This window comes from Cupriavidus basilensis OR16, assembly GCF_000243095.1.
Classification (GTDB): Bacteria; Pseudomonadota; Gammaproteobacteria; order Burkholderiales; family Burkholderiaceae; genus Cupriavidus; species Cupriavidus basilensis_D.
Genome location: NZ_AHJE01000039.1, coordinates 1 through 15,003, shown reverse-complemented (window position 1 = coordinate 15,003; position 15,003 = coordinate 1). Strand labels below are relative to the sequence as shown.

The following is a 15,003-nucleotide window of genomic DNA, read 5'->3' as shown; positions in this document are numbered from 1 at the left end:
TGGTGTGCCTGTTCATGGTGGTGCCCGTGGTGCTGTCCGTGCTCGCCGGCCTTACCAACAACATCTTTGTCGGCGTGTCCAGCGGCCTCACCACGCGCTGGCTGGTGGAGGTGTGGGCGCTCTACCGCAACACCATCTTCCTGTCGCTGGGCATCGCCCTGGCCTGCCTGGCTTGCACGCTGGTGCTCGGCGTGCCGGCCGCTTACTACATGGCGCTGCGGCGCGGGCGCGTGACGCGCCTGATCGAGGAGTTGCTGATGCTGCCAGTGGCGGTGCCGGGGCTGGCCACCGCGCTTGGCCTGATCCTGCTCTATGGCGGCTGGCAGGCATTCCGTACCAGCTGGGTGTTTATCCTCGTCGGCCACGTGCTGTTTACGCTGCCGTTCATGGTGCGCTCGGTACTGGCCATCATGTCGGCCATCGATATCCGCACGCTGGAAGACGCAGCCGCCAGCCTGGGCGCAAACCGCCTGCAGCGCTTCTTTACCGTGGTACTGCCGAACTGCCGCCAGGGCATCCTGGCCGGGGCGCTGATGGTGGTGACCTTGTCCGTCGGGGAATTCAACCTGACCTGGATGTTGCATACGCCCACTACGCAGACGCTGCCGGTGGGGCTAGCCGACAGCTACGCCTCGATGCGCCTGGAGATTGGGTCGGCCTACACCATCGTGTTCTTCTTCATGATCATTCCGCTGCTGGTGCTGATGCAGGGCTTGTCCGCGCTGGGCGCGCGCGCCCGCAAGCACCAGCCGCTTGCCGACGGCGCCGACACCAAAGCGATCTCCGGCGCCGATCCGCTCTCCACTTCCGAGGCCCGCCATGCATGAACCGACCACCATCACGCTGCGCCACTGCGGCAAGACCTTCCCCGACGGCACGCTGGCGCTGCAACCACTCGACCTCGACATCGGCGCGGGCGAGACCGTGGTGCTGCTCGGCCCCTCGGGCTGCGGCAAGACCACCACATTGCGCATCATCGCCGGGCTGGAATTCCCCGACGCCGGCGGCGTGGTCATGTTTGGCGATAACGACGTGACCTCGTTGCCGATCGAGCAGCGCGGCGTGGGCATGGTGTTCCAGAGCTATGCGCTGTTTCCCAACATGACCGTGGCGGAGAACATCGCCTATGGCCTGCGCGTGCGCCGCATCGACGCCGCCGCGCGCCGCCGCCGGGTGGACGAGATGCTGGCCATGATGCATCTCGGGCCTTTTGCCGAGCGGCGCATCGACCAGCTCTCCGGCGGCCAGCGCCAGCGCGTGGCGCTGGCCCGCGCCATCGCCGTGCAGCCGCGCGTGCTGTTGCTCGACGAGCCGCTGACCGCGCTGGATGCCAAGCTGCGCGATGCGTTGCGCGCCGATATCAACCAATTGCTGCGCAGCCTGCATATCACCGCCGTCTACGTCACGCACGACCAGGCGGAGGCAATGGCGCTGGGCGACCGCATCATCGTGATGGACCGTGGCCACATCGCGCAAACAGGCACGCCGCAGCAGATCTACCGCGCGCCAGCCAATGCCTTCGTGGCGGATTTCATCGGCACCATGAACCGCTTGCCTGCCGTGCTGGAGGCCGATGCCTGGCGCGTGCCGGGCGGCCTGGTCCCGCGCCATGGCACCGCCGCAAGCCTCGCCGCCGCCCCTGCGGCGCGCGCCGAGCTGCTGTTCCGCCCCGAAGACGTAGCGCTGGCACAGGCAGAGGATGCCCACCTGGGCGGCTCGGTCGTCACCGCGCTGTTCCTGGGCAACTACACGCGCTTGCTGGTCGACGTGGGCGCGCCGGCGCCGCTTGTCGTCGACACCACCCGGCGCGATGGCTGGCACGCGGGCGACCGCGTGGGCCTGCGCCTCGATACTGGCCACCTGATCACGCTCCCGGAAGCGCTCGCCGCATGAACACCGCCACCGACAACCCGGACGACACCTACCTGCTCGCCCATATCACCGACCTGCACATCAAGGCCGGCGGCAAGTTGTCCTACCGCATGGTCGACACCGCCGGTGCGCTGCGGCGCTGCATCGCCTCGCTGCTGGCCGCGCCGCAGCGGCCTGACTCCGTCGTCGTCACCGGCGACCTGGTGGACTTCGGCACCGAGGAGGAGTATCGATTCCTGCGCGGCATCCTGGCGGCGCTGCCAATGCCGGTGCGGCTGTTGCCCGGCAACCATGACCACCGCGCCACACTGCGCCGCGTGTTTGCCGACCACGATTACCTGTTTGCCACCGGCGACGGCGACGCGCCGATCCACTACAGCCTGGAGGCCGGGCCGCTGCGCCTGGTGGCCTTCGACTGCACGGTGCCGGGAAAGCCTGGCGGCGAGGTCGATCCCGCCGCGCTGCCGTGGCTCGAGGCCACGCTCGCGGCGCAACCCCACAGGCCCACGCTGCTGATGCTCCATCACCCCCCCTTTCACACCGGCATTGGCCACATGGACCAGCAGGGCCTGGCGGGGGCGGCGTTGCTGGAAGCGGTCGTGCGCAGGCACCCGCGCATGGGCTGGCGAGCCACGCGGCGGTGATCGGCGAGTTTGGCGCCGACCATCCCTTCTTCGATTCCGCAGGCAAGTTGATCGATTGACTGGCAGATCGGTCGAACCCGCATCGGCGCATCGGCACATCGGGCGTGCAACCGCTTGCATTCTCCTGCGGCCTGCCGATCCGACGCTACAACACCACGAAAAAAAACCCACTGCCGGGTGGTAGTGGGTAACAAAAGTGGTATGGGCGAGTCGCGGAAATCACCCATGCATGCATGGTGGCACCGGCCGGCCCCGAACGAAATAATCCTTCCGGACTAGTGCCCATCCCTGCCGCGAGCTGCGCGCGCCGCCATGGCGCAGGGCAATTTCCCGCGAGTCCTAGCGTGCAGGCCGCTTGCGGGGCGATGCCCCGCCAAACCCCGGCGGCGCCCACCCTGCGTTTCCCCTCTTTAGTAGGGAAATGGACAAGCCCCCCGGAATCTAGTCCAATTCGCCTTGGCGCTCGCTTCGATTGGGGCGCAGCACGTCACTTTTTGCTTGCTCCACTTCGCGCCACCGGCGACAACCTGCGCGCCGTCCGACGCTCAACCTCAACCCATGCTCAACGCCCACCTGCTGCTGATCGACGACCACACCCTGTTCCGCACCGGCCTGCGCCTGGTGCTGGCGGACAGCCCTAGCGTGGCCGGCATCATCGAGGCAGGCTCGGTCATGGGCGCGGTGGAGGAACACCGCGCCGCCAGCGTGGACATCATCCTGCTGGATATCCAGATGCCCGGTCTCAATGGCATCGAGGGCATCAAGGTGTTGCGCCGACACTTCCCCGCGGCGCGCATCCTCATCGTGTCCGGCACTTCCGGGCTGGAGACCATTCCCGACACCGCGCGCAGGGAGATTGCGGGCTTCCTGCCAAAATCCGCGAACAGCATCGAGATCGAAGACGCCATCGCCTCATGCCTGCGGGGCGACACGTACTTCAATCCCGCCCCTGGCCCCGCTGGCGCCGACGCCGACTGCGGTAGCCCGGCAAGCCACGCCAACGGCAACGCGTACCCGGGCTACCAGGCCAGCTCGCTCACGCCGCGCCAGCTCGAGGTGCTGGACCAGCTCAGCCAGGGCCGCTCCAACAAGATCATTGCCCACCATCTGGGACTCTCGGAAAACACCGTACGTGTCCACGTGGCAGCCATTCTCGATCATCTGGGCGTGGTCAGCCGGGTCGAGGCAGTGCTCGAGGCCCAGCGCCGCGGCCTGGTGCAGGCAGGCAGGTAAGCCATGGCATTGCTCCTCCCCCGTTTTGACGAGCCGCGGCTTCTGGCCGCGCAGATGGAACTGATCGACCAGAGCTTCGGCATCGCCATGCTGGGCTGCACGCTAGCGGCGTTCATCCTGGCCATCGGGCTGATCCTGGGCGGCGGCCATGCGGGCGCCTTGCCCTGGGCGCTGGCGATGGCACTGGCCTGCGCCGCCGGGCACTTCGGGCGGCGCCTGTTGCCCGAGCGCACGAGCGAAGCCCATGCCGGGCGCTATGCGCGCAGCATGACGCTGCTGCTCACACTGCTCGGCGCGCTATGGGGGCTGGCGGCGTGGCTCTACATGGATGTGAGGACACCTGCGACGGTGATCTGCATCCTCTCGCTGATCGCTGGCATGAGCGCTGCCGCGCTGGCGGTGTTCTCCGCCTGCCTGCCGGTTGCCGTGGGCTTCTTCCTCCCGGCCATCGTGCCGGTCTGGGCGGTCTTCATCGCCACCGGCGATCTCGCCTACCTGCCCATGTTCCTCGGCACGCCGCTTTATCTCGTGGTGCTGATGATCTTTGCGCGCAACTATGCGCGCGTGGCACGGCATGGCATCGCGCTGCGCTTTGCCAACGTGGAGCTGATCTCCCAGTTGCGCGAGCAGACGGCCCGCGCGGAATATGCCCAACGCGAAGCGGAGGAAGCCAACCGCGCCAAATCGGTGTTCCTCGCCTCGGCCAGCCACGACCTGCGCCAGCCCCTGCATGCGCTAGGCCTGTTCGTGGTCACGCTGAGCCGCTCCGAGCTCACCGACAAGCAGCGCCAGTTGCTCACGCACATCGAGGCCGCCTCCGGCGCCGCGCGCGAAATGCTCAACACGCTGCTGGACTTCTCCAAGGTGGACGCTGGCGTCATCACCGCCCGGCCGCGCGCCTTCCGGCTGCAGCCCTTGCTCTACAAGCTGGAGAACGAGTTTGCGCCGCAGGCCGATGCCCGCGGCCTGTTCTACCGGACCCGGGATACCACCGTCACGGTGTTCGCCGATCCGACGCTGGTCGAGCTGATCCTGCGCAACCTGATCGCCAATGCCATCCGCTACACCACGCAGGGCGGCTTGCTGGTGGCGTGCCGCCGCCGGGGCGAGCGCGTGATGATCGAGGTCTGGGATACCGGCGTCGGCATCCCCATGACCCAGCATCGCGCGATCTTCAAGGAGTTCCACCAGTTGGGCAATCCGGAGCGGGACCAGCGCAAGGGCCTCGGGCTCGGGCTGGCCATCGTGGCGGGGCTGGCACGCACCATTTCCACCCGGGTCCTGCTGAACTCAAGGCCCGGCCGCGGATCGGTCTTCCGCTTTGCCCTGCCATTGACCGAGGATCGCGCCGATACCTTGCCCGCCAGCTTGCACCACAATCCCAGCCTGAACGGGTTGCGCGTGCTGGTGATCGACGACGATCAGGAAATCCGGGGCGCCATGGCGGCCCTGCTGGAGAGCTGGCAATCGGTGTGCCTGGCGGTGGAGTCCGAGGAAGATGCACTGGCCGCGCTGGGCAGCTACCAACCCGACTTGCTGCTGGCCGACTATCGCCTGCGCGGCGAGCGCACTGGCCAGGATGCCATGATGGCAATCCGCGCGCGGCTAGGCCGCGCCATTCCCACCGTCATCATCACCGGCGATACCGCGCCGGACCGCCTGCGCAACGTCCATGCCGGGGGCGCCGCGCTGCTGCACAAGCCGGTAGTGGCGCTTCAGTTGCATACGGCCATGACTGCGCTGCTGCGCGATGCCGGCTGGCGCCAGGACATCCCCCGGGGTGCCGTGAACCGGACCGCACGCGCCGAAGGCTGACGGGCGCGTCTGCCCTCCTCCGTCACTGCCCCTTGATTCATGCATTTTTTGTATGAATCAATCCGTCCTATTAATTGGACTTGGCGCCAACGCCCACCCACACTGCATCGTGACAGCAGGCACGGGCGCCACCGGCACAAGCCGCATCGCTTCCGCTAACGTGCCCCGAGGTTCACCGACCCCAAGCGAGGAGCAACCATGAGCACGCAGCCCGAACTGCCAAGACACGATTTGCTGATCGACGGCAAGCGCCTGCCGCCCGGCACCGGAGAGTATTCCACGGACATCAACCCGGCCACGGAACTCCCGATCGCCCTGGTCGCGCAAGGCAGCGCGGCCGACGTCGACCTGGCGGTGACCGCCGCCCGCGCCGCGCTCAAGGTCTGGTGCGGCCTGCGCGCGGCCGAGCGCGGCCGCATCCTGTACCGCTTTGCCGATCTGCTGGAAGCCAGCCAGGAAGAACTGATCGCGCTGGAAAGCCTGGATGCCGGCAAGCCGCTGGCCGCCGTGCGGCGCCAGGATATGCCGGCCGTGATCGACACGGTGCGCTACTACGCCGGTTGGGCCGACAAGATCAACGGCCAGGTGGTGCCGACCCGCCCCGGCGCGCTGACCTACACCGTGCGCGAGCCGGTTGGCGTGGTCGCCGCCATCGTGCCGTGGAACTTCCCGCTGATGATCGGCATGTGGAAGATCGCCCCTGCGCTGGCCTGCGGCTGCACCCTCATCGTCAAACCCGCCGAGATCACGCCACTGACCGCGCTGCGCGTGGGCGAGCTGGCACTGCAGGCCGGGTTGCCACCCGGCGTGCTCAATATTGTCACCGGCAAGGGCAGCGTCGTGGGCAATGCGCTGGTGGCGCATCCCGGCATCGACAAGGTGACGTTCACTGGCTCGCCCGGCGTGGGGCGCGGCATCATGCAGGGCGCCGCCGCCAACTTCAAGCGCGTCACGCTGGAGCTCGGCGGCAAGTCCGCCAACCTGATCTTTGCCGACGCCAACGTGGACGCCGCCGTGCGCGCCGCCGCCTCCGGTATCTTCTTCAATTCAGGGCAAGTCTGCTCGGCCGGCTCGCGCATCCTGGCGCAGCGCGAGGTCTATGACGAAGTGGTGGAAAAGCTGGCGGCGCGCGCCGCTTCGATCCGCGTGGGAGACCCCGCGGCGCCGGACACCACCATGGGGCCACTGGTGTCGTCCGCGCAGATGAAGACCGTGCTGGACTACGTGGAGATTGGCAAGCGCGAAGGCGCCATCGCCGTGACCGGTGGCGAGCGCGTGGGCGGCAAGGGCTACTACGTGCAGCCCACCGTGTTCGCCAACGTCGAGCATGAGATGCGCGTCTCGCAGGAGGAAATCTTCGGCCCGGTCGCCAGCGTGATCCGCTTTGAGGACGAAGCCGACGCCGTGCGCATTGCCAACGGCACCGCGTTCAGCCTGGCGGCGGGCGTGTGGAGCGCCGACATCGGCCGCGTGCACCAGGTAGCCGCCGAACTCAAAGCCGGCACCGTGTGGATCAACACCTATGGCCACACCGACGTGCGCCTGCCCTGGGGCGGCGCCGGCGACTCGGGCCTGGGCCGGGAGCATGGGGACGCTGCCATCGACAACTTCACCGAACCCAAGGCGATCTGGCTGTCGCTGCGCCAATAGCGGCCAACCTGCGGCGGCTACGCGCGGCGCCGCGTTTTCGGCGCGGGGCTACATCTTCGGGATGCGCAGGGTCTTGCTGATCATCAGCGACCCGGAGAGCACGAACAGCAGCACGAGCGGATGCAAGTCCGCCGGGCCGATCGACCACACGCCGCCGTAGAGCGCATCGCCCACCCGGCCCTGCCCCGCGCAAAATGCCAGCACGCCAGTCAGCAGCACGCTGGTGGGGATCGGCGTGCCCTCGAAATACGCCACCTTGCCGCTGCCCTCGGACAAGGTCTCGGCGGTGACGTTGAAGCGTGCCAGCCGGCTCACGCCGCAGCAGACGAAGTAGATCAGCGCCGCCATGTCCCAGCCGCCGCGCATGCCCGCGGCAAACGCCAGCGTGGCCGGACCGACGCCAAAGGAAATGATGTCGGCGAGCGAATCCAGCTCGCGGCCCAACGCGGAATGCTGGTGCCGCCAGCGCGCGATGCGCCCGTCCAGCACATCGAAAATGAAGGCTGCCGGCGCCAGCGCTGCCGCTGCCATGAAATGCGCTGGCAAGCCCGAGGCGATGTAGAACATGGCGAAAAACACCGATGCCATGCCGCAGGCTGCGTTGCCCAACGTGAACAGATCGGCAAGATGCAACTCGCGGATCATGGAAAAATGCTTGGGACGTTCTGGTGTGGATGCCATGGCGGCGGGCTCCTGAATCCTTTGATGCGTAACACTGCCGGGTGACAAGGCTCGCCGGCAAGCGGCGAACCTGGCAAGTCATCTGGCTAGAAATGCAATCCCGCTGCGCGTAGCGCGCTTGCGGTGCGCGTGGCGCTGACGTGATGCACGGCCTGCCAGCCCAGCGCCGTTGCCGCAGCCACATTGGCCGCGTTGTCGTCGATGAACAGCAGCTCTCCTGGCGCGATCCCCGGCAGGCTGGCATCGATGCGCGCCTGCATGAGCTGGTAGATGGCCGGATCCGGCTTGGCAACGCCAACCTCGCCGGACACCAGGATATCGCGGAACCATGACAGGAAATCGCCGATGCGCACGGCGTGCGGATACGTTTCGCTGGACCAGTTGGTCAGGCCGAACAGCGGCACCTGCGCGGCGTGCAGGCGCCGCAGCAGCGCCACGCCATCGGCCAGCGGGCCACGCAGCATCTGCGGCCAGCGCCCATAGAACGCGCGGATCAGGCCGGCCTGGCGGGATGCTCGGCCACCAGCAACTCCGTGGCCTCGCGCAGCGGCCTGCCGGCATCCTGGCGGATATTCCACGCCGGCGAGCACACCTCCGACAAGAACCGCGCGCGCTCCTGCGGATCCGGGATCAACTCGGCATAGAGGTATTCCGGGCTCCAATCGAACAGCACGCCACCAAAATCGAACACTACGGCACGGACAGTCACGGTATCTCGTCAGCTGCGTTGAGGACAAGGCTGCATTCTCGCAGAGTCTGCGCCGAGGCCAATATGAGAATTGTCTCAATCCGCGAGCCGGCCCCGGCCTCTACGCTTGGCATCACTCGTCCATCCGGACCCAAACTGCGTCGAGACACCGGAAACCCATCCATGCTCCTGTTTTCGCCCAAGCCTGTCCTGCACCGCTTCTTGCCATGTTCCCTTCCACGTTCCCTTGCACGTTCCCTTGCACGTTCCCTTTCACGCTCGCTCCCACGTCTCCTGCCACCCTGCCTGGCCTTGCTGTCCCTTGCCTTGCCCGCCCATGCCGACGTGGGCTATCGCGATCAGACAAGGGCGCTGCTGGCCCCGCCCACCGCGCAGTGCGGCGCGCCCGCCACGCTGATCGCCAATTTGCGGGACGAAAGCGAGGGCACGCCGTCCATCGGGCGCAGGGTTGCGCTGGAGGCGGTGGTCACGGCTGACTACTCGGGCACCGATGGCTTCAGCGGCTTCTTCGTGCAGCAGGCCGATGCCCTGCGCCAGCGCCGTCCCGGCGTATCGGAGGGCATGTTTGTCCATGCGCCGCGCGCGGGTGCGCGGGCGGGCAACCTTGTCCGCGTGCTTGGCACCGTGGAAGAGCGCGCGGGCCAGATGCGGCTAAGGCTGTCCGGCCCGGCCACGGTGTGCGCGGTGGGCCAGGCGGTCACCCCGGAAACCATGACGTTGCCCGCCACGCACACGGGCTCGCTGGCGGCCTATGAGGGCATGCTGGTGCGGCTGGCGCAGACCCTCACTGTCAGCGAGACCTTCGAGCTCGGCCGCTATGGCAGCGTGGTGCTCAGCCTCGGCCGCCTGCCCCTGCCCACCAACGTGGCCTTGCCCGGGCAAGCCGCCGCCGCGCAGGCTGCCGCCAATGCCCTGAATCGCCTGGTGCTGGACGATGGCTCCAGCCGGCAGAACCCGCCGCGCGTCATCCATCCCGCACCGGGGCTGAGCGCACCGAACACGCTGCGCGCCGGGGACTCCGTCGCCAACGTGCAGGGCGTGCTGGAATGGCGCTCAAACAGCTGGCGCATCCAGCCCCTCCCCGGCGCCCCGCCACCGGCATTCCAGCGCACCAATCCGCGCGCTGGTGCCCCGGCGCGTGCTGCCCGCACCGATCTGCGCGTGGCGGCTTTCAACGTCGAGAACTACTTCAATGGCGACGGCCACGGCGCGGGCTTCGATGACCCAGACCATCGCGGCGCAAAGACGCCTGCCGAATTCGCCCGCCAGGAAGCCAAGATCCTGAGCGCGTTGCGCGGCCTGAACGCCGACGTGATCGGCCTGATGGAGATCGAAAACAATGGCCATGGCGAGCTGAGCGCCATCCGGCGGCTAGCGGGCAAGCTCGGGCCGGACTGGCGCTTCATCCATCCCGGCCGGGAGAAACTGGGCAACGATGCCATCAAGGTCGCCCTGATCTACAACGCCCGCAAGGTCGAGCCCGTCGGCACGGCGGCCACGCTGGCGCTGGGCGCGAGAACGCGCCAGCCGCTGGCCGCCACCTTCCGCCTGCCGGGCCATCCCGCCAAGCTCACGGTGGTGGTTAACCATTTCAAGTCCAAGCGCTGCAACGACGCGCGCGGCGTCAACGCGGACCAGCGCGATGGCCAGAGCTGCTGGAATCCCCTGCGCGTGGCGGCGGCCAACCACGTTGCCGACTGGCTGGCCACCTCGCCCACCGGCGTGCCGGACGATGGCAAGCTGGTGATTGGCGACCTCAACAGCTACGCACGGGAAGACCCGATCCGCCTGCTGGCCGAGCGCGGCTATGCGGACATGATCGCGCGCTTCGCCGAAGCCGGCGCCCACCCCTACAGCTATGTCTTCGGCGGCGAGGCCGGCTACATCGATCACGCGCTCGCCGATGCGGGGGCGGCGAGCCGCACCCTCGCGGCGCGCCACTGGCACATCAACGCCGACGAGCCAATCGCCCTGGCCTATACGCTGGCCCACAAGAGCGAGGCGCAGCAGCAATCCTTCTATGCGCCTGACGCCTATCGCTCTTCCGACCACGACCCGCTGGTGGTCGACCTTGCCATGCGCGGCGATACCGTGGCAACGGGCGGCACGGCCGGGACGAAGGGCAGCGCGGGAAGCATCAGCGCGGACACCGGCACCGGCGCCGATACCCGAGAAAAGGAAACCGGGGCCGGCGCCACGGATCCCTGGCTGCTGTGGACGGTGACGGGCGCCGCGGCGTTGGCCGCGTGGCACTGGTTTGCGCGCCGCGTCCTGCCGGGCTGGCGGCAGTAAGACGCACGCTCTTCTTCGGGGGCGAGTGGGAAAGGCGGGCAAATGTATGCCAGCCATTCATGCCCCTGTCACCTGCGCTCAATAGCATCTCGAACCTTGCAAAACCAAACCTATCGAGCCGCCCCACATGCGCCTGTCCGTCCTTGCAACCGCCCTGCTTGCCATCGCCCTGCCCGCCCATGCCGACCTGATCATCAGCGAGGTCGTGGAAGGGACCTCCAACAACAAGGCCGTGGAATTGTATAACCCGGATGCTACAGCGATCGACCTGTCGCAGTACAAGCTCCAGCAATACAACAACGGCGCCACCGCGCCCACCAGCACCTTCACGCTCAGCGGCACGCTGGCCCCCGGCGCGGTCTACGTGCTGGCGCATAGCAGCATGGCCGCCGCGCTCGGCAGCCGCCTGAACCAGGTCGCCGCGTTTACGTTCAATGGCGACGACGCGCTGGTCCTCGCGCGCGCCAGCGCCGTGATCGACCGCTTCGGCCAGGTCGGCGTGCAGCCCGCCGGCGGCGCCTGGGGCACGGGCACCGCCGTCACCAAGGACAACACCTTGCGCCGCAAGACCGGCCTGGTCACCGGCGACACCGACAGCACCGGAGCCTTCGATCCAGCCCTGCAGTGGGATGGCTTCGGCACCGACGCCTTCGCCGACCTCGGCTACTACAACAACGCACCGGCACCGCTGCCGCCGGCCACCGCGCAGTGCGGCGCTGCGGCCACGCTGATCGCCGATATCCAGGGTTCGGGCGCCACCTCGCCGCTGGCCGGGCAGACGGTGGATATCGAGGCCGTGGTGACGGCCGACTATCCCGGCACGGATGGCTTCGGCGGCTTTTTCGTCCAACAGGCGGATGCGCAGCGCCAGAACCGCCCCGGCGTGTCCGAGGGACTGTTCGTGTACGCCCCTTCGACCAGCGCCCGTGCCGGCGACCTGGTCCACCTGATTGGCAAGGTCGAGGAAAAATTCGGCCAGACGCAACTGACGCTCGCCAGCAACGTGGCGGTTTGCGGCAGCGGCCAGACTGTCACGCCGGCGCTGGTCACCCTGCCCGCGCAGACCGCGCAAGCGCTGGCTGCCTTTGAGGGCATGCTGGTGCGCCTGCCGCAAACCCTCACCGTCAGCGAGACTTATGAGCTGGGCCGCTACGGCAGCGTGCTGCTGAGCAACGGGCGCCTGCCCCTGCCCACCAACGTGGCGCTGCCCAAGGCCGGCGCGGCGGCGCAGGCCGCGGCCAACGCGCTGAATCGCCTGGTGCTGGATGACGGCTCGAACAAGCAGAACCCGGCGGTCGTGCCCTTTCCGGCACCGGGCCTGAGTGCGGCCAATACGCTGCGCGGCGGGTATACGGTCAGCAACGTGCAAGGCGTGCTGGAAATGCGCTTTGGCAGCTGGCGCCTGCAGACGGTGCCGGGCGCGCAAGCCCCGGCCTTCCAGGCCACGGCGAACCCGCGCGCCAGCGCGCCGGCACGCGCGGCCCAGTCCGATATCCGGGTGGCGTCGTTCAACGTGCTGAACTACTTCAACGGCGACGGCAAGGGCGCGGGCTTCGATGACCCGAACAACCGCGGCGCCAAGACGCTGGCGGAATTCGAGCGCCAGGAAGCCAAGATCGTGGCCGCCCTCAAGGCGCTCAATGCCGATGTCGTTGGCCTGATGGAAATCGAGAACGACGGCTATGGAGAATTCAGCGCCATCCAGCGGCTGGTCGGCAAGCTCGGGGCAGACTGGCGTTTTGTCGACCCGGGGGTGGACAAGCTCGGCGGCGACGCCATCAAGGTTGCCCTGATCTACAACAGCCGCACCGTGGAACCCGTGGGCGTGCCCGCCACGCTGGCCATCGACGACAAGAACCGCCAGCCGCTGGCCCGCACCTTCCGCCTGCCCGGCCAGGCCCGCAAGCTCACGGTGGTGGTCAACCACCTCAAGTCCAAGGGCTGCACCGGGTCCACGGGCGCCAACGCCGACCAGGGCGATGGCCAGAGCTGCTGGAACCCCACCCGCCTCGCCGCCGCCGGCAAGATCGCCGACTGGCTTGCCACCTCGCCCACCGGCGTCGCGGATGACGGCAAGCTGCTGATCGGAGACCTCAACAGCTACGCCAAGGAAGACCCGATCCGTCTCTTTGCCGACAAGGGCTACGGCGACATGGTGGCGCGCTTTGTCGGCGCCGGCGCCTACAGCTACGTCTTTGGCGGCGAGGCTGGCTACATCGACCACGCGCTGGCCAACGACGCCGCAGCGAGCCGCATCCGCGCGGTCAGCGAATGGCACATCAATGCGGATGAGCCCATTGCCCTGGAGTACTCGATAGCCTTCAAGAGCACCGATCAGCAAACGTCGTTCTACGCGCCGGATGCCTACCGTTCGTCTGATCACGACCCGGTGCTGGTAGACCTGGCGCTGCGCGACGACAGCCTGGCGCCCGAGGGCGAGCAAGCGGGTGCGGGCAACGGCAACGCCGGTGGCGCCACCGCCGGCCAGGGCGGCGATACGGGGACCGGTGCAGCGGATACGTGGATGCTGCTGATCCTGGCCGGCGCCCTGGCCGCAGCGGCGTGGCGCCGCTTCGCAGGCGGCTTTGCAGGCGGCTTTGCGCGCCGCTGAAATGCGCCCTGACAGACGGCGAGCCGCTGGCGGGTGGCTACTGCTGGCGCTGGCCATGGTCGCGCTCCAGGCCGCGGGGCCTGCGCTGATGCAGGCCCTGCGCTTCGACCGCGAGGCCATGCTCGCGGGTGAAGCATGGCGCCTGCTGAGCTGCCATTTCGTGCATCTTGGCTGGGCGCATTGCCTGCTCAACGTGGCTGGGCTGCTGATGCTGGCGGCGATCCTGCCGGCGCGCGTGCGCGCCTGGCACGTGGTGCCGCCATTGGCGACCATGACAGGGTTGCTGCTAGTGGCCGGCGAGGCGGGGGCTGCACCGCTATGCGGGGTTCTCCGGCATCAACTACGGCCTTGCCATGCTTGCCCTGCTGCCACGGGCCCGCTGCGATGGCCTCGCGGCGATGCTGTTGCTGGCGCTGGCCGGCCGCGCGAGCTGGCAGATGCTGGCGGGCCCCGCCGAGGATGCCGGCGCGTGGCTGGGTGGCCCGGTCGTGGCCAGCGCCCACGTTTACGGCCTGGCCGGCGGGGCACTGCTGGCCAGGTCAGGCCGGAGGGCGCCAGCGGCGGCTAGGCGCCGGCCGGATTGCGCCTGATGCTGTTGGCCAGGTAAGCCACGATCAGTGCATTGGCAATGGCCAGCCCGATATGGATGGCACTAGGATGCACTACCGCCTCGTACACTTCCACCGGAATGTAGACCGCGCCCGACCACACGCCGAGCCACTTCGCCCACACGCGCTGCCGCCACAGGCCGTAGGCCTCCGTGAGGCGCATGGCTGCGTACATCGTTGCGGATCCGCCGATGGCCCACAGCCGCGCGTCGCTCGGATGCGCCATCAGCGACAGGAAGATGGTCGGGTAGCGGCTCCCCGGATTCAGGTGCAGGCGGGCGACAATGGCCTCGGCCAGCGCCTGCGCGTCCCGGTGCAGCAGCGCAACCAGGCCCAGTCCCGCGAAGATCACCAACAGGCCCTTGGCGGCCTCGAACAGGGCGATGCTCTTCAGGCCGGCCCCTGTGCCTTGCTTAACCATCTTGCTTGTCCTCGTCAGCGGTAAGGTGTGGATCGTACCCCGGCGCGGCGGACGGCGGCAAACCGGGCGCGGCACACTGGTAACATCTCCGTTGCCGGCGCCATCCGAGGCCCGCCTGAGGTTGCTCCATGAATCCCGAACACCTGCCACTCCTGCTCACCCGCACCATGCCTTACGGCAAGTACAAGGGCCGCGTCATCGCGAACCTGCCGGGCACCTACCTGAACTGGTTCGCGCGCGAAGGCTTTCCGCCCGGCGAGATCGGCCAGCTGCTGGCACTGATGCACGAACTCGACCACAACGGCTTGACCAGCCTGCTGGATCCGCTGCGCGGGCGTTGATACCCTGGCTGCTCAAGCGGCAACGATCCGATGAATCGACCGCCCTTTGGCATCCACCGCCACCGTGGCCGGCATGTCCTCCACCTCGAACTCATAGATAGCCTCCATCCCTAGATCCGGGAAGGC

14 protein-coding genes and 1 pseudogene are annotated in these 15,003 nt (G+C 68.0%); 10 read left to right on the top strand and 5 right to left on the bottom strand.

The genetic code is table 11. The features are described 5' to 3' along the window. The first annotated feature begins 2 nt into the window (after positions 1-2). The 6 genes from OR16_RS15080 to OR16_RS15055 all read left to right on the top strand — a co-directional run bounded on the left by OR16_RS15080 (position 3) and on the right by OR16_RS15055 (position 7,214). Positions 3-827 carry an ABC transporter permease gene (locus OR16_RS15080; protein WP_006158816.1) on the top strand — a complete coding sequence of 275 codons (825 nt, stop codon included), beginning with the start codon at positions 3-5 and terminating at the stop codon, positions 825-827. Continuing rightward, positions 820-1,893 (top strand): ABC transporter ATP-binding protein, encoded by a 1,074-nt coding sequence (locus OR16_RS15075; RefSeq protein WP_006158815.1) that lies wholly within the window; start codon positions 820-822, stop codon positions 1,891-1,893. The genes OR16_RS15080 and OR16_RS15075 overlap by 8 nt, the downstream gene beginning before the upstream one ends. Beyond that, a complete protein-coding gene (locus tag OR16_RS15070; RefSeq protein ID WP_006158814.1) occupies positions 1,890-2,516 on the top strand; it encodes a metallophosphoesterase in 627 nt (208 codons plus the stop codon). Before OR16_RS15075 ends, OR16_RS15070 begins: the two co-directional genes overlap by 4 nt. 558 nt (positions 2,517-3,074) lie before the next feature. Further along, positions 3,075-3,749: a response regulator gene (locus tag OR16_RS15065; protein WP_006158813.1), complete on the top strand. Its 675-nt coding sequence runs from the start codon at positions 3,075-3,077 to the stop codon at positions 3,747-3,749. A gap of 3 nt (positions 3,750-3,752) precedes the next feature. After that, entirely contained in the window at positions 3,753-5,564 is a 1,812-nt protein-coding gene (locus OR16_RS15060; protein ID WP_006158812.1) for an ATP-binding response regulator, read from the top strand. A 198-nt stretch (positions 5,565-5,762) separates the two neighbouring features. Continuing rightward, entirely contained in the window at positions 5,763-7,214 is a 1,452-nt protein-coding gene (locus OR16_RS15055) for an aldehyde dehydrogenase family protein (protein ID WP_006158811.1), read from the top strand. Positions 7,215-7,262: 48 nt separating this feature from the next. Here OR16_RS15055 and OR16_RS15050 read toward each other — a convergent pair whose 3' ends face one another. After that, complete coding sequence (locus OR16_RS15050) at positions 7,263-7,895, bottom strand: CDP-alcohol phosphatidyltransferase family protein (protein ID WP_006158810.1); 633 nt, start codon at positions 7,893-7,895, stop codon at positions 7,263-7,265. 86 nt (positions 7,896-7,981) lie between these two features. Beyond that, positions 7,982-8,604, bottom strand: a pseudogene (locus OR16_RS15045) (HAD family hydrolase). 291 nt (positions 8,605-8,895) lie between these two features. Between OR16_RS15045 and OR16_RS15040 the strand changes: the two are divergent. Together OR16_RS15040 and OR16_RS15035 are read left to right on the top strand one after the other, a co-directional pair. Continuing rightward, complete coding sequence (locus OR16_RS15040; RefSeq protein WP_006158809.1) at positions 8,896-10,896, top strand: ExeM/NucH family extracellular endonuclease; 2,001 nt, start codon at positions 8,896-8,898, stop codon at positions 10,894-10,896. 127 nt (positions 10,897-11,023) lie between these two features. Then, on the top strand, positions 11,024-13,507 hold the full coding sequence (locus tag OR16_RS15035) for an ExeM/NucH family extracellular endonuclease (RefSeq protein ID WP_006158808.1): 2,484 nt from the start codon (positions 11,024-11,026) through the stop codon (positions 13,505-13,507). A gap of 37 nt (positions 13,508-13,544) precedes the next feature. Here OR16_RS15035 and OR16_RS45805 read toward each other — a convergent pair whose 3' ends face one another. Continuing rightward, positions 13,545-13,688: a hypothetical protein gene (locus OR16_RS45805; protein WP_237717073.1), complete on the bottom strand. Its 144-nt coding sequence runs from the start codon at positions 13,686-13,688 to the stop codon at positions 13,545-13,547. Here OR16_RS45805 and OR16_RS48260 point away from each other — a divergent pair. Continuing rightward, a complete protein-coding gene (locus OR16_RS48260; RefSeq protein WP_423739656.1) occupies positions 13,626-14,075 on the top strand; it encodes a rhomboid family intramembrane serine protease in 450 nt (149 codons plus the stop codon). The two genes, OR16_RS45805 and OR16_RS48260, sit on opposite strands and share 63 nt — an antisense overlap. Here OR16_RS48260 and OR16_RS15025 read toward each other — a convergent pair. Continuing rightward, positions 14,072-14,536: a DUF2127 domain-containing protein gene (locus OR16_RS15025; protein WP_006158806.1), complete on the bottom strand. Its 465-nt coding sequence runs from the start codon at positions 14,534-14,536 to the stop codon at positions 14,072-14,074. The genes OR16_RS48260 and OR16_RS15025 overlap by 4 nt on opposite strands. Before the next feature lie 128 nt (positions 14,537-14,664). On the opposite strand from OR16_RS15025, the gene OR16_RS15020 reads away from it, so the two are divergent. Continuing rightward, positions 14,665-14,877 (top strand): DUF3820 family protein, encoded by a 213-nt coding sequence (locus tag OR16_RS15020; protein ID WP_006158805.1) that lies wholly within the window; start codon positions 14,665-14,667, stop codon positions 14,875-14,877. Positions 14,878-14,889: 12 nt separating this feature from the next. On the opposite strand, the gene OR16_RS41275 is transcribed toward OR16_RS15020, so the two are convergent. Next, a partial coding sequence (locus OR16_RS41275; RefSeq protein WP_006158804.1) for a fumarate hydratase C-terminal domain-containing protein occupies positions 14,890-15,003 on the bottom strand: 114 nt, incomplete at its 5' end.